This is a genomic window from Atribacterota bacterium, from assembly GCA_028703475.1.
Classification (GTDB): Bacteria; Atribacterota; Phoenicimicrobiia; order Phoenicimicrobiales; family Stramentimicrobiaceae; genus JAQVMU01.
The window spans coordinates 1-21,103 of the sequence record JAQVMU010000016.1 but is presented as its reverse complement, the minus strand read 5'-3'; the positions used below and the strand labels follow the sequence as shown (position 1 = coordinate 21,103).

Below are 21,103 nucleotides of genomic sequence, written 5' to 3'. Positions count from 1 at the left end.
TGTATTATTGTTTCTAAATATTTTTTAAAATATAATAAGAAAAGGGGATAAACTTGGGAAGATAATGTCTATTAAGTATACCATTTTAAAAAAAACACAAGAAAAAGACAGTAAAGCAAGATGTGGGATTCTTGAAACAAAGCATGGTGTTATCGAAACACCTGTATTTATGCCCGTAGGTACCCAGGCAACTATAAAAGGATTATTACCCCAATCTATTAAGGAATTGGGATTTTCGATTCTTTTATGTAATGCATACCATCTCTTTTTACGTCCAGGTCATAATTTAATCAAAGAAGCTGGTGGTTTGCATAATTTTATGGGTTGGGACAAAGCAATACTTACTGATAGTGGAGGATTCCAGGTTTTTAGTTTGGGAAAAATTAACAAAGTAACAGATGAAGGAGTAACTTTTCAGTCTTATATAGATGGTTCAAAACACTTTATTGGGCCTAAAGAATCGATGGATATACAAATGGCTTTAGGTTCAGATATTGCAATGGTTTTTGATCAATGTTCGCCCTATCCCTCCACAAGGTTGGAAACAGAGAAAGCTGCAAAAAGAACGCATAAGTGGGCAAAGGAATGTCAAAAATATCACAATTTGGATTGCCAGGCACTTTTTGGAATTGTCCAGGGAGGTTTTTTTGCAGATTTAAGGCAGGAAAGTGCAAAATATTTAACTGATCTGGAATTTCCAGGATATGCTATGGGAGGATTAAGCGTAGGTGAACCTAAACAGCTTATGTATGATATGATAGATGAGACCATTACCTGCTTACCGGATGAAAAGCCAAGATATCTGATGGGAGTAGGAGCACCACAATCTATTATTGAAGGGGTGGCAAGGGGAATAGATATGTTTGATTGTGTTTTGCCTACCAGGAATGGTAGAAATGGATGTCTATTTACCAGTACCGGAAAAATTTCTATAACTAATGCCAGATATAGAGATGACTTATCTCCTCTTGACAATGATTGTGGCTGTTATGCTTGTCAGAATTTCAGCAGGGCATACTTAAGGCATTTATATATGGCAAATGAAATGCTTGGTCCGATTTTAGGAACAATTCATAATCTTTACTTTATGAACAAATTGGTAAAAGATATCAAAATAGCTATCGAAAAAAATAACTTCAATATTTTTAAAAAAAGATTTTACGAAAGTTATTTTTCATAAAAAATGAAAAAATATTTGCATAAGGCCCAATAGTAAGGAATAATTAAATTATTGAGAAAAATGAAGTTAAAATATTTGCTTAAAAACAATTAATTAGGTATAATTTAAAAGAATTTTTAATAAAGAAAGGTGTGTAAAGACATATGGGTGGTTTAGAACAATTTTTGCCTTTGATTATAATATTTGCTATTTTCTATTTTATGCTAATACGTCCTCAACAGCAAAGGCAGAAAAAGCACAAGGAAATGCTAGAGGGCTTAAAAGTTGGCGACAAAGTAATAACTATTGGTGGTATATATGGTATTATCAGAGAAATAAAAGGTGATGTTTTTACTTTAGAAGTCTCTAAAGATATTAAAATAAATACTACTAAAAATGCTATTGGTTCAAAAAGAGATAAATAGTAGGAATTATTGATAAAAAAATTAAATTATATTTAAGGCAGGTTTTAAGCCTGCCTTTATTCTTGCAAAAAAGTCATATATTATTCCCAAATTTGTTTTTATAAATGTTTTGATTTATAAATTCATAAACTTATCAATTTTTAAAGGAGTTGTAAACATATGAAGCAGTTAAGAATGATTAGATTGGCACTTATTATTTTAGTAATTGTTATCGCTATTTTCTACGCATTCCCTTTAGAAAAAAATATAAATTTAGGTCTTGATTTACAAGGTGGATCTCACATTGTTCTGGAATGTGTCGATACACCAAATGCTCCTGTTGATAGTGATGCGGTAAATAGAGTTATTGAAATTATTACCAACAGAATTAATCCGGAAGGAGTTAAAGAACCTGTCATACAACGTCAGGGCGAAAGAAGGATATTAGTTCAGTTACCTGGAATGGATGACCCGCAGGAAGCAGAAAATTTAATTGGTAAAACTGCCTTATTGGAATTTAAAGATGAGAGTGGCGAAACATTACTAACCGGCGCCCATTTAAAAAATGCCAGTTCTTCTTTTGATAGATTTGGGAGGCCGAATGTTGTTATTGAATTTGATGAAGAAGGCGCAAAATTATTTGAGCAGGCGACTATGATAAATGTTGGTAGGATTTTGGCAATTACGCTGGATGGTCAGGAAATATCATCTCCGGTAGTTGAAGAACCTATCCCAAGTGGTGAAGCCTCGATTGTTGGACAGTTTAGTGTTGAAGAGGCGCAGAGATTAGCCTTGCTTTTAAGAAGTGGTGCTTTACCGGTAGAGGTACAGATTTTAGAAAACCGATCAGTCGGACCAACTTTAGGAAAAGATTCAATCGATCGTGGATTAAAGGCCGGACTAATTGGTTTAATATTAATCCTTATATTTATGGTTATATACTATAAAGGTTTTGGTTTAGTGGCAGATCTGTCATTAGGTATTTGTCTGCTTTTAGTAATGGGCGGATTGGCAATACTGAATGCCACATTAACCCTGCCGGGTATTGGGGGGATTATACTAACAATAGGAATGGCTGTAGATGCTAATATTCTTATTTTTGAAAGAATTAAGGAAGAGCTAAAAATGGATAAAACCTTTAGAGCCTCTATAGACGCAGGTTTTTCAAAGGCTTTTAGAACAATTCTGGATGCAAATATTACAACATTGATTGCCGCGGTTGCCTTACTTTATTTTGGAACTGGTCCAATCAGGGGCTTTGCGGTAACACTAAGCATTGGAATTGCAGTCAGCATGTTTACTGCAATAATAGTAACTAAGTTAATTCTGGAATTAATGGGTCAACGATTCAAAAAAAATGCCTTGATTTAAGATTAAAAATAACAAAAATCCATAGAGCAATTTAGAACAATATAGTTATGATTAATGAAATCTTAACAGCATTTTAAATAATTTTAGAGATTTATTGGTAAGACTTTATTTTGGAGGAGCATTAATGGATATAATTAAAAACACAGATATAAAATTTGTCAAAAATAGAAAAAAATTTTATAAAATATCTGCAGCTATTATTATAATTGGAATTATCTCATTACTTTTTCAAGGTTTGAACTATGGCATTGATTTTGCAGGAGGTACTCTATTACAACTGGATTTTGAAACAGATGCATCTATAGCGGAAATACGAAATGTTTTAGAGGAAACAACAATTGCAAGCAGTACTATACAATCCTTTTCCGGTAATGAGTTTGTTATAAGAACAGACGATATAACATTACAGCAAAGGGAAGAAATTCTGGAAAAATTGAATGCTGAAATAGGACCATTTGAAGTATTAAGAATTGAAATGGTTGGTCCCGTAATTGGGGAATCCTTAAAAGGATTAGCAGTATTAGCTATTATATTTGCTTTTATTGGAATAATTCTATATATCACAGTTAGATTTGAATTCAGGTATGCAATTACTTCTATTATTGCGTTGGGACATGATATTTTAATAGCGCTGGCTATTTTGTCATTACTGCAAAAAGAAATAACTATTCCTATTATTGCTGCAATATTAACTATAGTAGGCTATTCATTAAACAATACAATAGTTATATTTGATAGATTGAGAGAAAATCTCAGGACAAAGATGAGACCTGTTCTCGAGAAAACTATTGATTTAAGTATCAATCAATCTCTAACAAGGACTATAAATACAGCTATCACAACCTTATTGCCTGTACTTGCACTTTATTTTTTTGGAGGAACCTTATCAGACTTTGCTTTTGTGCTTTTAATCGGAATTGTTGTCGGGACCTATTCATCTATATGCATGGCCGGACCTTTGCTTTTAGAATTAAAGAAAAGGAGCAACATTTCTTTTAATACAACTGTACAGCCGGAAAAAACAGATAACAAAATTACTGGTGATAATGTTAAAAAATCAATAAAAGGCAAAAGAAAAAAGAAAAAATAAAAAAGTAATAACAGATGATGTGCAATGATTAAAAGTAAAACATAATTATCTGGTACAGAAAGAGGTTTAAGGATATTAAGTGGATTATTGCAAAAGAAGAAAAACAGTTAAGGGAAAATATTGCGCATCAGTTTTCTCTTGATCCAATAATTGCCCAGCTGCTAATTAATCGTGGGTTAAATAATACAGAAAGTATTTCTGATTTTTTAAATCCGGAATTATCTAATCTGTTAAACCCTTTTTTGTTCACAGAAATGGAAAAGGCTGTTGAAAGAATAAGTGTTGCCCTTCAAAATGAAGAAAAGATATTGGTTTATGGCGATTATGATGTAGATGGCATAACTAGTACAAGTTTATTATATTCTGCATTAAGCAATTTTAGCTCAAATATTTATTATTATATTCCAGACCGTTTTGAAGAAGGTTATGGAATTAGTGAAAAAGGTACCAAATTTATAATTAAATATCATATTTCTCTCATTATTACCGTTGATTGTGGGATTACTTCATTTAAGGAAATAGAATGTATTAAGAAATACAATATAGATACAATTATAACTGATCATCACGAACCGACTGGAACTATCCCAAAAGCTTTAAGTATAATTAACCCAAAATCTTGTGATTATCCTTTCAAGGAATTAGCCGGGGTGGGTGTAGCCTTCAAATTAATCCAGGCATTATATATGTTTTTAGGGAAAGATAAAAATCTTACATATGATTATTTAGATTTAGTGGCGTTAGGCACTATTGCAGATTCTGTGCCTGTTCTTGGTGAAAACAGGATATTCGTTAAATATGGACTTGAAAAACTAAATGATAGCAAAAGAATAGGTATAAAAAAGTTAGTAGAAAAATGCAGGGTTGAAACAAATGGTAATAATTTATCAGTACAAGAGCTCAGTTTTAATCTGATACCTGTTTTAAATGCCACAGGGAGAATAGGAAACCCAAAAATAGCAGTTGACCTCCTATTGACTGATTCAACTGATCTATCAGAATATTTAGTGCAAAATATGATAGAATTAAACGATAAAAGAAAAGCAAAAACACAGGTGGTTTTAAATGAAGCAAGAGAAATGGCCTGTTATGCAAATTCAGATGATAAGCAAAAAATCCTTGTCCTTAGTTCAGAAGGGTGGCATTCAGGTATAATTGGTATTGTAGCATCAAGGATAATGGAAGAGTTCAAACAACCAGTTATAATGATATCGGAGAATGATATTATAGGTAAGGGTTCAGGTAGAAATCAGGGTGAATTTGATTTTTCTAAAGTTTTACCAGAATGCTCTGATTTGTTAATAAAATATGGTGGCCACCAATACGCTGCTGGTATAACTATTTCTATAGATAAAATTGATTTGTTCAGGGATAGGATAAATCAAGTCCTGAGCACTAAAGAATTTACATACCAGTGTAGCGAGCCATCTATTAATATCGATAGTTTTATATCAATAGATAAGGTGAATTGGAAATTTTTTAGAGATATAGAAAAGCTTGAACCTTTTGGATTTGGGAATATAAAGCCAATCTTTGGTGGTTTGGAGTATTATTTGGATTCCTGGAGAAAAGTTGGAAAAGATGAAAGTCACCTAAAACTAAGCATTGGTGAAAAGAGAACTTGCTTCGACGGCATAGCTTTTAGAATGGCTGAAAAAAGCCATATTCTATTGAATGCAAAGAATATTGATATTGCTTTCCAGATAGGCGTAAATTACTGGAATGGGAAAAAAAATTTACAATTAATAATAAAGGATATTAAACCCACTTTTAGGAGGATGGAAAAAAATGGATCTAAAGAGTAAAATAAGGAATATCCCTGATTTTCCAGTCAAAGGAATACAATTTAAGGATATTACCACTTTGCTAAAAGATAAAGAGGCTTACAAGTATTGTATAGACAGCATTACTGAACATTGTAAATCTTTAAATATTGATTATATAGCAGGAATCGAAGCCCGTGGTTTTATTATAGGCGCTCCGGTTGCGTATAATCTGAATATAGGTTTCTTATTAATACGAAAAAAAGGTAGATTGCCTGCAGATGTAGAAAGTATTTCATATAAATTGGAATATGGTGAAAACATCTTAGAAATCCATAGGGATGCGTTCAAAAAAGATGATAGAATTATGGTTATAGATGACTTGCTAGCTACTGGTGGTACTACATTAGCAGTATTTAAACTTATTGAAAAATTAAATGGAAAAGTTGTTGGTGCAGACTTTATTGTTGAACTTGAAATGCTGCACGGCAGAGAAAAACTAAAAGGGTATGATGTCTTTTCACTTGTTAAATATGAAGCATAATATAAATCACTGTTTATTTCTGATTTATTTTAAAGAACCTTTGACATTATAAAGAGGTAAGAATGATAGATAATTCTATCAAAATAGAAACACTAATTAAAAAAATAAAATCCTATAACCCTTCGTCTGATATAGATATTATTTGGAAGGCTTATTATTTTTCCCAGGAAGCTCATCGAAACCAAAAGCGTTATTCAGGTCTGCCATATTTATCCCATCCGTTAGAAGTAGCAAACATTCTTGCGGACATGAATATGGACGCTATAACAATTGTAGCAGGTTTACTACATGATGTTGTTGAAGATACCCATGTTGATCTGGAAGAAATTAAAACGCAATTTGGTGATGAAGTGGCAATGTTAGTGAATGGTGTTACGAAGCTAAGCAAAATATCTTTTAAAACACAAGAAGAAAGACAAGCAGAAAATTTCCGAAAAATGTTTTTGGCAATTGCCGAAGATATTAGAGTAATATTAATTAAACTGGCTGACAGATTAAATAACATGAGGACTCTCAAATTTATGCCTGCTCCAAAAAGGCTAATAAAAGCTAAAGAAACACTTGACATTTATGTACCTATTGCCAATAGATTAGGTTTAAACAGAGTAAAGTGGGAATTAGAGGATTGTTCATTATATAATTTAGCTCCAAAAGAATATAATGAACTTGCTGTGAAGGTAGCTAAGAGTAGGGCAGAAAGAGAAAAATATATAGAGTCAATAAAAGAAAAAATGGGTGAGGAATTGCGCAAATTTGGAATTGTTGCCACAATACAGGGAAGACCAAAAAATATTTATAGTATATATAAAAAAATGCAGGAGCAGGATAAGGATTTTTTTCAAATATATGATTTGATGGCAATAAGAATTATTTGCAATTCAATTAAAGATTGCTATGCTGCACTGGGGTTTTTGCACTCTATCTGGAAACCAATGCCGGGAAGATTTAAAGACTATATAGCTATGCCAAAATCAAATATGTATCAATCTCTGCATACTACTGTTATAACCTCAGAAGGAGAACCTCTTGAAGTACAAATTAGAACCATGGAAATGCATCGTACTTCTGAGTATGGCATCGCAGCTCATTGGAAATATAAAGAAAAAGGAGATAGTCTTAAGGATAAAAAGTTTGAAGAAAGACTATCCTGGTTGAGACAAATTTTAGAGTGGCAAAAAGAATTAAAAGATCCTAGAGAATTCATGGAAAATTTAAAAATAGATTTATTGCAATATGAAGTTTATACTTTTACCCCTAAAGGGGATGTAAAAGTTCTTCCCCTGGGATCAACTCCGGTGGATTTTGCTTATACGGTGCATACTGAGATTGGGCATAAATGTGTTGGAGCTAAAGTAAACAATAAAATAGTTCCATTAGACAGAAAATTGAATAGTGGAGACATTGTCGAGATATTGACTTCCAAAACATCAACCGGTCCAAGCAGGGATTGGTTAAAATTTGTCAAGACATCCAGTGCAAAAACTCGAATTAAATCCTGGTTTAAACGGGAAGTACGTAATGAAAATATTGAAAAAGGCCGTGGATTACTATCAAGGGAACTTGATAAATATAAAATTATCTGGAATTCGGATTTAGAAGAAAAATTTAATAGTTTTTCACAACCAATGGGATACACTGATTTTGATTCCCTGCTTGAAGCTATCGGTTACAAAAAAATAAGCCCGGTTAGTCTTATTAATAAAATATTACCCCAGGAAGAAAAAAAAGAAATTCAAACAAAGGAAAAATCGGAAGCAGAAACAGTAAAAAGAATCGACAAAGGTGTAAAGATTGAGGGAGTAGATAATATATTAGTAAGATTTGCTCATTGTTGTCATCCTGTTCCAGGTGATGAAATTATTGGATATATTACACGAGGGAGAGGGGTTACAATACATCGAACAGAGTGTCCTAATCTTAAAAATATTTCCGAAGAGGAAGGTAGATTGATTAATGTAGAATGGCATAAATCCGAAAATGATTATTTTCCTGTGAAGATTAAAATTATTTCCAGTGACAGGAAAAATATTATATCAGATGTTTCAATGATTCTTTCAAATTTTAAAGCATCTATTATGAGTATTAATGGATCTGCAAATAAAAATGGAATGGCATTTTTGAATTTAACAATAGAAGTAAGTACATTGGAACATTTAAAAGAAATAATTACCCGATTGAGAAGTCTAAGGGCTGTGAAAGAAGTTAAAAGAATCGGAAAGGACTAGAGAAAGAGAGGAAAACATGCGAGCAGTTATCCAGAGAGTTAGCAAAGCATCGGTGAAAGTGGACAATCAAATAGTTTCAGAGATAGATAGCGGTATGGTTGTTTTGTTAGGAGTAAAAAAAGGTGATACAAAGGAAGATGCAGAAATACTTGCAAAGAAAACTGTAAATCTAAGAATATTCTCTGACAAAGAGGATAAAATGAATCTGTCATTATCGGATATTAGCGGTAAGGTTATCGTTGTTTCACAATTCACATTATATGCTAATTGTAAAAAGGGAAGAAGACCGAGTTTTATCGAGGCAGCACTTCCTGAAGAGGCAGATATTCTTTATAAATATTATATTCAAAAAATAGAAAATGAAAATATTATTGTAAAAACAGGAATATTTCAAGCAATGATGCAGGTAGAAATAATAAATGAAGGTCCTGTAACAATTGTTTTAGATAGTGATAAATTATAGATAGATTGAAAAACACGAAAAGGAAATATAATAATAATGAGAAATCATAATTTTTCTATAACAAAGTTTGTATTAGGCCCCATTTCAACAAATTGTTATATATTAGCCTGTAATAAAACAAAAGAAGCAGCTATTATTGATCCAGCCGAAGAGGATAATGCAATTTTTGATAAAATAGAAGATGAAAATTATTCACTTAAATACATTATTAATACTCATGGCCATTTTGACCATATTGGTGGAAATAAGATTTTAAAAGAAAAGTATTGTGCAAAAATATTAATTCACCGGTCGGATGAAAATATGATAATTAATCCCCAGCTTTATTGTTCATTTAAAATAGGCAATACATATAATTCACCACCGGCAGATAAGTATTTGGAAGATGGAATGGTAATTAAAATAGGTGAGATTGAAATTTCTATATTACATACACCAGGTCATTCACCGGGAAGTGTATCCCTGATAGTTGATAAGAATATATTCACAGGTGATACTCTTTTTGCTAATGGAATTGGCAGAACAGATTTGACAGGTGGCTCAATGGAGCAAATTATGCATTCAATAAAGGAAAAACTTAAATTATTTAATGATGATTATACTATTCTTCCTGGACATGGATCTATGTCAACTATTGGAGAAGAAATGAGAAATAATCCGTGGTTACAGTAAACAAGGTTTGATAATCTATAAAAAGGGGTATTTGAAATGGAATACGAAATTAATGACATAAATTTAGCACAAAAAGGGGAAAAAAGAATAATCTGGGCAAAAAATCAGATGCCGGTATTAGGAATAATTAAACATAATTTGGAACAGAGAAAGCCTTTCAGGAAAATAAAGATAGCCGCATGTCTGCATGTAACCACAGAAACTGCAAACCTTATGATTGCACTTAAATCCGGCGGTGCTGAGATTGCTTTATGTGCTTCAAACCCCTTAAGCACTCAAGATGATGTAGCTGCGTCGCTTGTAAAGGATTACCGGATACCTGTTTTTGCAATCAGGGGTATAGACAAAGACGGGTATTATCACCATATTGAGAGTGTTTTAGACATCAAACCCAATATTACTATGGATGATGGTGCTGATTTAGTATCGACTATTCACACAAATCGAACGGACTTAATTTCTGGTATTATTGGTGGCACAGAAGAAACAACAACAGGAGTAATCCGTTTGAGAGGTATGGAAAATGAGCAAACCTTACAATATCCAGTCATTGCAATAAACGATGCCTTAACAAAGCATCTTTTTGATAATAGATACGGTACTGGACAAAGCACTATAGACGGGCTTTTAAGAGCTACCAATATTTTACTGGCGGGTAAAGTATTTGTAGTTTGTGGATATGGATGGTGCGCAAGAGGAATAGCTTCTAAGGCAAAAGGTATGGGAGCAAGGGTAATTATTACTGAAATAAACCCGCTAAAAGCATTAGAGGCAGTTATGGATGGTTTTGAAGTTGTCCCGATTGAGAAAGCCGCAAAAATTGGTGATATATTTATAACTTCAACTGGTAATAAGGATGTTATTAATAGTAAAAGTATACTTTCAATGAAAGATGGGGCGATTTTAGCTAATGCAGGTCATTTTAATGTAGAAATTGACATTACATCTTTAGAAGAAATATCACTCAGCAAAACAGAAGTAAGAGATAATGTGATGTTATATAACTTGAAAAATGATAAAAAGATATACTTACTGGCTGAAGGAAGACTATTAAACTTATCTGCAGCTGAAGGGCATCCTGCCAGTGTTATGGATATGAGTTTTGCTAATCAAGCCTTATCAATAGAGTATCTTGTAAGCAAAAATAAGGGTATGTTAAAAGGCGTGTATCCTGTACCGACTGATATTGATGAAAAAGTTGCTCTTTTAAAGCTCCAAAGCATGGGTATTAAAATTGATAAATTAACTTCAGCACAAAAAAAATATTTATCTGGTTGGCGGGAAGGTACATAAAATAGAGTTAATATAGAAAAAAGGCTTAAAATGATTAATATAAAAAATACCTGGGATTACATTACTGAAGGAATGCTAAATTTAATATACCCACTTAATTGCGAGAATTGCGGTAAACCGATAAGAGAATCAAAAGGTTATGGAATATGTAGAGATTGTTTAAAAAAGATAAGTTATATTTTACCGCCCTTATGCTACCAATGCGGAAAACCATTTTCATCTCTGGTTGATTTCGAAAAAAAAGCTTTATGTTCGGATTGCAGTTACAAAAAAGAACTGTTATATTATAATCGTTCAATAGCATATTATGAAGGAGCAATCAGAAAATCTATTCATTTGCTAAAATATAAAAAACAACTAAAATTAATTAAACCATTAGGAGAATTAATGGTAAAATATTTATTAACCGATGATTTTTACAATAATAAAAAAATTGATTTAATTATTCCAGTACCTTTAACAGAAAGAGAATACAAAAAAAGGAATTTTAACCAAAGTGGCTTATTAGCTGATTATATTGCAAAATATTTTTCGATTCCTTTTGGGGAAAACTTTTTATTAAAAAATGTTGAAAATCTTTCACAAGTTGGTTTGACAAAGAATGAAAGAGCAAAAAATGTAAAAAATGTTTTTTCTGTTAATCCATTGTACAAAAAGAATATAAAAAATATCCTTTTAATTGATGATATATATACAACAGGTGCAACTATTGAATCGTGTTCAAAAGAATTAAAAAAACACGGAATAGTAAATGTATTTGCTCTAACATTGGCAAGGGGAATATAGAAACTTCCCTTCCTGGAGCTGTGGTTGAAAGTCGATGCCAGCCGCAGGCTAAACGATCCACGTAAGGTAACGATTATTAGTTATTGAGCATGGTGCGGTTTTGGAGTAAGTCCTGCCTTATTGATAATAAGAGAAGAGTAGTAGTGAAAAGATAGCGAACCTCTCAGCAGGCGAGTGTGGGGGAAAAGACCAGGTCAGTCCAGGAAGGGAATTAATCTTATAATATATTGGTAAAAATAAACCTGATAGTGTTATTATATTATAAAAATAAAATGATAGGTTGAACAGAATTGCTTCAATTTACTTTTTTGTACATTTACTGGTATATTAATAATACAACTATAAGTAAAATCAATAAATCAATATCAGAACAATATTAATTGATTATTTCCATGAAATTCTAAGAAAATATAAAGTGTCACAAAAGGAGGTAAACAGTAATGAAATTAACAATTAAAAGCAGAAATTTTGAGGTAACAGATACTGTAGAGGAATATGTTAAAAAGAAAATGGAAAAATTAAATAAATATTTTGATCAGATTATGGATGCAACTGCGATGGTAAGTGCAGAAAAAAATAGACAAATATTTGAGGTAACTCTTCAGGCAAAAAAGGCAATCATTAGAGCAGAAGAGGAAAGTAATAATATTTATACTTCAATTGATAGAGTTGTTGAAAAACTTGAAAGACAGATAAAAAAGTATAAAAGTAAACTCTATAGCAAATCCATCGGTGAACAAAATAAATCAATGGATGCACAATTATTGCAAGATAAAAAAGATGAAGTTGCTTCCATAGAAGATGAGGATATTAAAATTGTCAAGACAAAAAAGTTTGTAATAAAGCCAATGACTTCTGAAGAAGCAAGTTTACAAATGGAATTGTTAGGCCATAATTTTTTTGTTTTTAACAATGAAGCTACTGATCAAATAAATGTCATATATAAAAGGAAGGATGGTAATTTTGGGTTAATAGAACCTGAAGTATAAAGAAAAGAGGAGGTTTCGATGGAAGATATATCTGTAAGTGATTTTAATAATTATTCTCTTTCATCTCATTTTGCTTCAAAATTAAAAGAAGTGGAAAAATCAATAAATGCTTTAAGTGATGTGCTGTTTTCCAAAATAATGCTGGATAAAAACAAAGAAATAAAAGAGATTCATATTATTACAAAAGACTGCTGTAATCCGAAAAAAGTAAGTCGTGATATAGAATCTTTATTAATTGCCCAACATGATATTGCTGTTGACTATCGCAAGATTAGTATTGCGCAGATTAAGGAAGAGAATGATTATTTAAAAAGATTAAAATTTTCTGATGCAAAAGTGTCTTCAAATGAAGGGCGTTTCCAGGTTACAGTAACATTGGAAAACCAGGGGAAAAAATTTGAAGGTAAGATTGATTGTGTCAACTGGAGTAATAATCGAGAATTCATTATTGCAAGGGCAACTCTTGATGCAATAACCTCTTTTCTTAATGGGAAAGTATTTTTTCAGATTGATGAAATTAAGCAATTTAAGATGCATGAAAAAGGGATTGTATTGATTTCAGTAAATTTAATTGATTCTCAAGGAAAGGAGAATTTAATTGGATCCGCTTTAATCAAGGAAAACATCAATAATGCTATTGTAAATGCAATATTAAAGGCGGTTAACAGAAGAATATCATTTAAATAATTTAGAAAGAAAAAGTTATAGGATAGGTCGGTGATTTTTAGGTAAAACCATTTAAAAGAAAAAACAGTAACAAAGAACATTTTTTAGAGCGAAGCGAAGCGGTTTTTGCTTGTTCCTTTTTTTGAACAAAGAAAACCGTGGAGGTGCAATATGAAAATTAATAAAGCTAAACTTATCAGCTTTTTAATTAGTGTCATGGCTTTACTGTTAGCCGGTGGCGCAAGATACAGATGGTAAAAACGAGGTAATTACCAATAATTACCGACCTATTACGTTGATAAACAAAATAAACCAGAGGAAGATAGTTTGAGTAATAAGTTAAAAATATATATAATTATTACAGCAATATTAGCAACATCTCTTTTTATCTACCTACTTCCAACAATTCCTGATTTATCGAAAATATGGTTTCCTGTGCTATTTTTTATTATTATTTCAATAATGGCAGAATTTATCCCTGTTTCTCTTCCTGAAGGTGGGGAGATTACGATTACTTTTCCAATTGATTTTGTTGTAATTTTAGTATATGGACCAGCATTAGCTATGGTTGTATCGGCGTTTAGTTCAATAGGAATTATATTAAGTAAAGAGAATAGAAGATTTGAAAAATTTTTATTTAATACATCACAGTTTTCTTTAACATCAGGAGTAGCAGGATTGGTTTACCAGTATGCAGGGGGACTAATCGGAGAACAGAACTTTATAAAATTTATTATACCTGCATCATTGTGTGCATTTGCTTATTGTCTTGTTAACTCAATTTTGGTAACAGGTGTATTGGCAATTGAAAAAAATATAAATATTACCAGGGTTTATTTAATAAACATAAAGGAGACACTGCCTAGTTATTTGGCAGAAGCACCAATTGGGTTCATCATGTCTATAATTTATGTTGAAATCGGTATTCTTGGAATGCTCCTATTTTTCTTCCCTTTATTGCTTGCCAGGCGTTCTTTTGAGTTATTTACCAAAATGCGTATAATGTATTTAAATACTATAAAAGCGCTTGCAGCGGCGATTGATGCCAAAGATCCATACACTCATGGACATTCAGAAAGGGTATCTAAAATGGCTGTTCAGCTGGCTAAAAGATTGAATTTTTCAGAAATGGAAACAGAATACATTGAATATGCTGCAATTTTGCATGATATTGGTAAAATAGGTATTGAGGATAGTATTTTGCAAAAAAAGGATAGATTGACTGATGAAGAATTTGAAAAAATAAAAAAGCACCCTGTTATCGGAGCCGGGATTATTGATTCAATAGAATTTCTAAAGAGATGCTCTGATACAGTATTGCATCATCACGAACATTATGATGGCAAAGGGTATCCTTCAGGTTTAAAAGGTGAAGGTATACCGAAAAATGCCAGATTATTAGCCATTGCTGATGCGTATGATGCCATGAGTTCAGACCGTCCTTATCGAAAAAAATTATCAGAACAGGAAATATTAGAGGAATTAAAAAATGAAAGCGGTAAACAATTTGACCCTGTTATGACAAAAGAGTTTATATCTTTGGTAATGGATAAGAAGAGGTATTGACAAAATGCTATATTTAATAATTGTTATTTTCTCTATAATAGTCGGATTACTGCGAGGTGGAGAATTAGAAAGGTTATCACATCTTACCATTGAAAGTGTTCACATATTTGCATTTGCCTTATTATTAAGGGGATTATTGTGGGTTGCTGAAATAATGAATATTGCAATTATTTTTCAATATAGTTCTATAATATTAATATTTTCTTACCTTTTATTATTGTTTGCAACATTTAAAAATTTAAATCTTTATGGATTTAAATATATCACTTTAGGTATTTTGCTGAATGCGTTTGTAATTATTGTAAATGGCGGTAAGATGCCTGTATTGCTAAACAGTTCAATTGTTGGAACATTAGATACTTTTGCTGAAACTGAAAATATGATTTATTTAGTTAATAACAGCAAGGCCTTATTTGCTTTCCTGGGAGACGTTTTGCCATTACCAAATCCACTTCCTCAGACATCAATATTAAGCGTGGGGGATATTATTATATTTATCGGGTTATTTGTCCTTATTCAAAATGTAATGACTGAAGAGGAATCAATATAATAATTCTTCAAATAATAGCATGCTTTATAAATTATTTTTCATTACTAATAACTATACTAAAATATTAATATTGATTTAAGTAAAAGAGAATAAAACAAATATCTAAATACAGCATTTTATCGAAACAAACTTTAATAATCAGGAAGGAATGTTTTATCAATGTTAAATATAGTAAAAAAAATATTAGGGAGCTCTAATGATAGAGAAATAAAAAGAATAATGCCACTGGTAGAAGAAATAAACAAACTGGAAGAAAGTATAAAAAAATTAAAAGATGATGATTTTAAAAAAAGAACTGAGATTTTACAGGAAAAATTAAAAGATGGTACCGAACCGGAAAAAATATTACCAGAGGCGTTCGCACTTGTGCGGGAAGCAGCTAAAAGAACTATTAATATGCGCCACTTTGATGTTCAACTTATTGGGGGAATTGTATTATATCAGGGTAAGATTGCCGAAATGGCTACAGGTGAAGGGAAAACATTAGTAGCCACACTGCCTGCGTATTTAAATGCTCTACAGTATAAAAGTGTACACATTGTTACAGTTAATGACTATCTTGCAAAAAGAGACAGATTTTGGATGGGACCGGTGTATGAATTTTTGGGACTAAAAGTTGGTCTTATTCAACATGATATGAACACCAGACAAAGAAAGGAAGCTTATCAATCAAATATTGTGTATGGAACTAACAATGAATTTGGGTTTGATTATTTAAGAGATAATATGAGTATTCATGAAGCGGATATTGTTCAGGAAAAGCATGACTATGCAATAATAGATGAGGTAGATAGCATTTTGGTTGACGAAGCAAGAACTCCTCTTATTATCTCTGGCCCAACGGAAGAATCTACAAAAAAGTATTTCCAGATTGACAAATTAGTTTATCACTTAAAAGAAGAAGATGATTACAAAATAAATGAAAAAGAAAGAACGATTTTTCTTACTGAAAAAGGTGTAGCAAAAATGGAAAAATTACTAAGTATAGATAATTTATATTCACAGAACAACATGGTTCTTCAACACCACATAATACAAGCTCTCCGCGCTCACAAATTATATAAGAAAGATGTAGATTATGTAGTTAAAGACGGTGAAGTTATTATTGTAGATGAATTTACAGGCCGTTTAATGTTTGGAAGAAGATATAGTGATGGTCTGCATCAGGCAATAGAGGCAAAAGAAAATGTGACAATTGCAAAAGAAAGTCAGACATTAGCTACGATTACTTTTCAAAATTTCTTCAGGTTATATAAAAAAATTGCCGGTATGACAGGAACTGCTAAGACAGAGGAGGATGAATTTATCGAGATTTACAATTTGCCAGTAGTAGTTATTCCTACTAATAAAGAATTAAAGCGTCATAGCTTTTCTGATGTTATATACCGGACAGAGAAGGAAAAATTTAACGCTGTTATTAGTGAAATAAAAGAATTGTATAAGAAAGGCAGGCCAGTACTGGTTGGAACGGTATCAATTGATAAATCTGAAAGAATTAGCAAGCTTTTAAACCTTGAAAAGATAGAGCATAGCGTGTTAAATGCAAAAAATCATGAGAGAGAAGCTGAGATTGTTGCAGAAGCAGGTCAAAAGGGAAGAGTAACTATTTCTACTAATATGGCTGGAAGGGGAACAGATATAGTGTTAGGTGAAGGAGTAGCAGGGTTAGGAGGGCTGCATGTAATAGGGACTGAAAGACATGAGAGCAGGAGAATTGATAATCAGCTCAGAGGTAGATCAGGTCGCCAGGGAGATCCTGGTTCTTCAAGATTTTTCCTCTCCCTGGAAGATGATCTCATGAGATTGTTTGGTTCTGAACGTATTGCCGGAATCATGGAAAAATTAGGTGTTGAGGAAGGTACTCCGATCGAGCATTCTTTTATTACTCGTTCAATCGAAGGGGCACAAAAAAGGGTTGAATCAAGAAATTTTGAAATAAGAAAGCAACTTTTAGAGTTTGACAATGAGATGGAATATCAAAGAAAAATAATATATGAACAAAGAAAAACTGTTTTACTAAGAAATGATGTTAAAACAATTATTCTGGATATGATAGAAGATACAATAACTAATATGATTCATAGATATACAAATAAAGATACTTATCCGGAAGAGTGGGATTTAACTTCATTAAAGAACAATTTTTATGATACTTTCGGTATTAAGCTGGAATTTGACAGAGATATTACTGAATTAAATATTGATATTTTACAAAATGACTTATTAAAAAAATCTATGGAGGGATATAATAATAAGGAAAAAGAGTTAACCCCAACACTGATGAGACAAATAGAAAAAATGATTTTACTTAAAATAGTTGATAGAGAATGGAAGGATCACTTAAAAAGACTTGATGATTTAAAACAGGGAATTGGTTTGCGATCATATGCACAAAAAGATCCTTTAACAGAATACCATTTTGAGGCACATAATATGTTTCAAAATATGATTGAGAATATTAAAGAAGATAGTGTTAAATTTTTATATCGTGTAGAAATTAAAAATAGAACTGATATTCCGGAAGAAAGAAGTAAAAACTATACAGTAGAAGGCAATGTTACTGGGAAAAAAGAGAGCCCGAATAACTTTAATAGAAAATTAACCGGAAAGGATAATAAGAAAACAAAAATTGGTAGAAATGACCCATGTCCATGTGGTAGCGGGAAAAAATACAAGCATTGTTGCGGCAAGAATAAATAAAAATATAAGGAGTTTGCTATATGAAAGATATTTCAAATGCTGAATTAAATTCAAGAATAGACGAGATTAGAAAAAAAATAATAGAAATAAGGAGTCATCTTTGAACTGGACAAAAAACGAAATAGGGTAAAAGAAATATCAGGATTAATGAGTTTAAATACCTTTTGGGAAGACCAGGAAGAAGCAAATAAGGTATCAAAAGAGCTGAAAGATATACAAGTTGTTGTAGGAGATTACCAGGCTTTAAATGATAATTTGGAAGAAATTGAGATACTTTATGAATTGAATTGTCAGGAAAATAGTCCGAAAGTCTGGCAAGAGATTGTACAAAAAGTAGAAAAGTTGGAGGCGGAAATATCAGATTTAAACAGAGATTTATTGTTTAGTGATGAATATGATAAGAATAATGCAATCGTTTCAATTCATCCTGGTGCTGGTGGTACCGAATCACAAGATTGGGCTGAAATGCTTTTAAGGATGTATTTAAGATGGGCAGAAAAAAAATCATTCAAAACTGAAATAGTAGATCTTCTACCCGGTGATGAGGCTGGTATAAAAAGTGTTACTTTTACTGTTGCTGGAAAAAATGCATTTGGATTTCTTAAGTCTGAAAAAGGGGTGCATCGTTTAGTTCGCATATCACCATTTGATACAAATAAAAGGAGGCATACTTCCTTTTCATCTGTAGATGTCATACCTGAGATTGAAGATGAAATAGAAATTGATTTGGAAGAATCTGATTTGCGTATAGATACCTATCGGTCTACCGGGGCAGGAGGACAACACGTTAATACTACTGATTCAGCTGTCAGAATAACACATATTCCAACTAATATTGTTGCACAATGCCAAAATGAGCGTTCACAACACAGTAATCGATTAACAGCGCTAAAGATATTGAAAGCAAAATTGTTTGAGTATTATCAAAAAAAGCAGGAAGATGATATGCAAAAAAGAGCCGGTGAAAAAAAGGAAATTGCCTGGGGAAGTCAAATACGCTCATATGTTTTTCAACCTTATCAAATGGTTAAAGATCATAGAACAAAAATAGAGAATAGTAATGTTCAGGCAGTAATGGATGGGGAAATTCAATTGTTTATTGATGCTTATTTAAGATGTTACAGTAAATCATCTTAAACCTTATATATTCAATGGAAGGAGATAAATTGAATGATAAAAGATAAAAAGATAAAAAGTTTTTTAGATATGTTAGCCTCAAAATCTCCAACACCTGGTGGCGGCAGTACTGCCGCATTGGTAGGAGCTATGAGTGCAGCATTGCTGTCCATGGTTGGAAATTTGACTATCGGGAAGGAGAAATACCAGGATGTGCAAGAAGATATTAGGAGATTATTGAAAAAAAGTGAGAAATTAAGAGATGATTTTGAAAGACTTATAGATGAGGATGTTGATGCATTTAACCAGTTTATGGCGATTATGAAATTGCCTAAAGAAACAAAAGAACAAATGGAAGATAGAAATAAAAAAATACAAACTGCTCTTATTGAAGCTGCAAATGTACCTTTAGAAATTGCGAGAAGAAGTAGAGATGTACTATTTATATGTAAAGAAATTTCGGAGAAGGGAAATAAAAATGTAATCAGTGACGCCGGAGTGGGTGCAATACTTGCAGATGCTACTTTAGAAAGTGCGATATTAAATGTAAAAATAAACCTAACCATGATTAAGGAGAAAAAAATTAAAATTCAGCTGGATAATGAAATAAAAGAAATTAGAGATTCAGTAAAAGGTAAAAAGGATAATTCATTAAAAGTAGTATTAAATAGGATTTAATGCCAATAAATCAAGTTAATGTTTTTAAAAAAGAAAATTTCCGGAAATATTCTGGTAATTTTCTTTTTTTTGTTGTATAATTATAAAAGGTGAAATAATTGCATCATGATAATAATATTGCAACATAACTTGCAAGGTATTTCCTTTAAAAAATAAGGGATATTAAAAATACCATGATAAAAAATAGTACATTACTACAACAATCCATCCAAAAAAAATTTGATGAATTAACTGCCAGCCAGCAAAAAATTGCTCAATATTTATTAAAAAACTATGAAAAAGCAGCTTTTCTGACTGCTGCCAAATTAGGAAAAGAAGTAGGAATAAGTGAATCAACCGTTGTAAGGTTTGCAACTGTATTAGGTTACAGTGGTTATCCTGAACTACAGATAGTGCTTCAAGATATGATTAAAGAGCAGCTGACGACTGTAAATAAGTTAAAACATTCAATCAACAACGTATACAAAGGGAAAGACATTCTTTACCAGGTATTACAATCAGATTTAGACAATTTAGAAAATACAATGAATGAGGTTTCTCCACAATCCTTTGAACAACTTATTGATCTTATTTTAAAATCAGATGTTATATATATTGTAGGTTTGAGAACCGCTGCCTCAATGGCTTTATTCTTTAACCAGGCATTAAGTTTATTTTTAAGAAATACCAAAAGCATTACATATGGGATGGAGGATTTATTTGAACAAATAGCAGGTATTAATAAAAAAGACTTATTGATAGCCATTAGTTTTCCAAGATATACCCGTAGAACTGTTGAAATAGTAGAAATAGCAAATAAAAAAGGTGCCAAAACAGCTGCTATAACAGATAATATTCTATCTCCAATTGCGCAAAAATCTAATGTTTCTTTAATTGCCAGGAGTAATTTAAATTCATTTGTGAATTCTTTTACTGCACCATTAAGCATTATAAATGCTATCGTTACTGCGGTAAGTATAAGAAAGGGCAAACAAACCTTTAAAAAATTATCTGAGTTGGAAAATATGTGGGATATGCATGATGTATTTTATTAACAAATATTTTTTAATAAGAGGTTAGAAATTTTAT

19 protein-coding genes are annotated in these 21,103 nt (G+C 31.7%); all 19 read left to right on the top strand.

Translation table 11 applies throughout. The features are described 5' to 3' along the window. Nucleotides 1-61: 61 nt before the first annotated feature. Nucleotides 62-1,180, top strand: a complete 1,119-nt coding sequence (tgt, locus tag PHQ99_03340) for a tRNA guanosine(34) transglycosylase Tgt (GenBank protein MDD4288612.1) — start codon at nt 62-64, stop codon at nt 1,178-1,180. Between the two features lie 143 nt (nt 1,181-1,323). Beyond that, nucleotides 1,324-1,584, top strand: coding sequence for a preprotein translocase subunit YajC (gene yajC, locus PHQ99_03335; GenBank protein MDD4288611.1), 261 nt, complete (start codon nt 1,324-1,326; stop codon nt 1,582-1,584). A 159-nt stretch (nt 1,585-1,743) separates the two neighbouring features. Next, the gene (secD, locus tag PHQ99_03330; GenBank protein ID MDD4288610.1) at nt 1,744-2,934 is read left to right on the top strand and encodes a protein translocase subunit SecD; all 1,191 of its coding nucleotides are present in this window, start codon (nt 1,744-1,746) and stop codon (nt 2,932-2,934) included. 124 nt (nt 2,935-3,058) lie between these two features. Next, nucleotides 3,059-4,024 (top strand): protein translocase subunit SecF, encoded by a 966-nt coding sequence (gene secF, locus PHQ99_03325; GenBank protein ID MDD4288609.1) that lies wholly within the window; start codon nt 3,059-3,061, stop codon nt 4,022-4,024. Nucleotides 4,025-4,173: 149 nt separating this feature from the next. After that, nucleotides 4,174-5,829: a single-stranded-DNA-specific exonuclease RecJ gene (gene recJ, locus PHQ99_03320; GenBank protein ID MDD4288608.1), complete on the top strand. Its 1,656-nt coding sequence runs from the start codon at nt 4,174-4,176 to the stop codon at nt 5,827-5,829. Continuing rightward, nucleotides 5,813-6,331, top strand: a complete 519-nt coding sequence (locus tag PHQ99_03315; GenBank protein MDD4288607.1) for an adenine phosphoribosyltransferase — start codon at nt 5,813-5,815, stop codon at nt 6,329-6,331. The genes recJ and PHQ99_03315 overlap by 17 nt, the downstream gene beginning before the upstream one ends. Before the next feature lie 62 nt (nt 6,332-6,393). Beyond that, nucleotides 6,394-8,556 (top strand): bifunctional (p)ppGpp synthetase/guanosine-3',5'-bis(diphosphate) 3'-pyrophosphohydrolase, encoded by a 2,163-nt coding sequence (locus PHQ99_03310; protein MDD4288606.1) that lies wholly within the window; start codon nt 6,394-6,396, stop codon nt 8,554-8,556. Between the two features lie 16 nt (nt 8,557-8,572). Continuing rightward, nucleotides 8,573-9,019 (top strand): D-aminoacyl-tRNA deacylase, encoded by a 447-nt coding sequence (gene dtd, locus PHQ99_03305; GenBank protein ID MDD4288605.1) that lies wholly within the window; start codon nt 8,573-8,575, stop codon nt 9,017-9,019. 36 nt (nt 9,020-9,055) lie between these two features. Then, the gene (locus PHQ99_03300; GenBank protein ID MDD4288604.1) at nt 9,056-9,691 is read left to right on the top strand and encodes an MBL fold metallo-hydrolase; all 636 of its coding nucleotides are present in this window, start codon (nt 9,056-9,058) and stop codon (nt 9,689-9,691) included. A gap of 36 nt (nt 9,692-9,727) precedes the next feature. After that, entirely contained in the window at nt 9,728-10,984 is a 1,257-nt protein-coding gene (ahcY, locus tag PHQ99_03295) for an adenosylhomocysteinase (protein ID MDD4288603.1), read from the top strand. A gap of 30 nt (nt 10,985-11,014) precedes the next feature. Further along, nucleotides 11,015-11,770, top strand: a complete 756-nt coding sequence (locus PHQ99_03290; protein ID MDD4288602.1) for a ComF family protein — start codon at nt 11,015-11,017, stop codon at nt 11,768-11,770. Between the two features lie 440 nt (nt 11,771-12,210). Continuing rightward, nucleotides 12,211-12,759 carry a ribosome-associated translation inhibitor RaiA gene (gene raiA, locus PHQ99_03285; GenBank protein MDD4288601.1) on the top strand — a complete coding sequence of 183 codons (549 nt, stop codon included), beginning with the start codon at nt 12,211-12,213 and terminating at the stop codon, nt 12,757-12,759. An 18-nt stretch (nt 12,760-12,777) separates the two neighbouring features. Next, nucleotides 12,778-13,446, top strand: coding sequence for a hypothetical protein (locus PHQ99_03280; protein ID MDD4288600.1), 669 nt, complete (start codon nt 12,778-12,780; stop codon nt 13,444-13,446). Nucleotides 13,447-13,752: 306 nt separating this feature from the next. Further along, a complete protein-coding gene (locus PHQ99_03275; protein ID MDD4288599.1) occupies nt 13,753-14,991 on the top strand; it encodes an HD-GYP domain-containing protein in 1,239 nt (412 codons plus the stop codon). A 4-nt stretch (nt 14,992-14,995) separates the two neighbouring features. Next, complete coding sequence (locus PHQ99_03270) at nt 14,996-15,541, top strand: DUF5317 domain-containing protein (protein MDD4288598.1); 546 nt, start codon at nt 14,996-14,998, stop codon at nt 15,539-15,541. A gap of 159 nt (nt 15,542-15,700) precedes the next feature. Next, nucleotides 15,701-18,241 carry a preprotein translocase subunit SecA gene (gene secA / locus PHQ99_03265; protein ID MDD4288597.1) on the top strand — a complete coding sequence of 847 codons (2,541 nt, stop codon included), beginning with the start codon at nt 15,701-15,703 and terminating at the stop codon, nt 18,239-18,241. Between the two features lie 20 nt (nt 18,242-18,261). Further along, a protein-coding gene (gene prfB, locus PHQ99_03260; GenBank protein ID MDD4288596.1) for a peptide chain release factor 2 occupies nt 18,262-19,378 on the top strand; the annotation gives its coding sequence in 2 pieces (ribosomal slippage) (nt 18,262-18,342 and nt 18,344-19,378; 1,116 coding nt in all). 33 nt (nt 19,379-19,411) lie between these two features. Beyond that, complete coding sequence (locus tag PHQ99_03255; GenBank protein MDD4288595.1) at nt 19,412-20,035, top strand: cyclodeaminase/cyclohydrolase family protein; 624 nt, start codon at nt 19,412-19,414, stop codon at nt 20,033-20,035. A gap of 173 nt (nt 20,036-20,208) precedes the next feature. After that, nucleotides 20,209-21,069, top strand: coding sequence for a MurR/RpiR family transcriptional regulator (locus PHQ99_03250; GenBank protein ID MDD4288594.1), 861 nt, complete (start codon nt 20,209-20,211; stop codon nt 21,067-21,069). Nucleotides 21,070-21,103 lie beyond the last annotated feature (34 nt).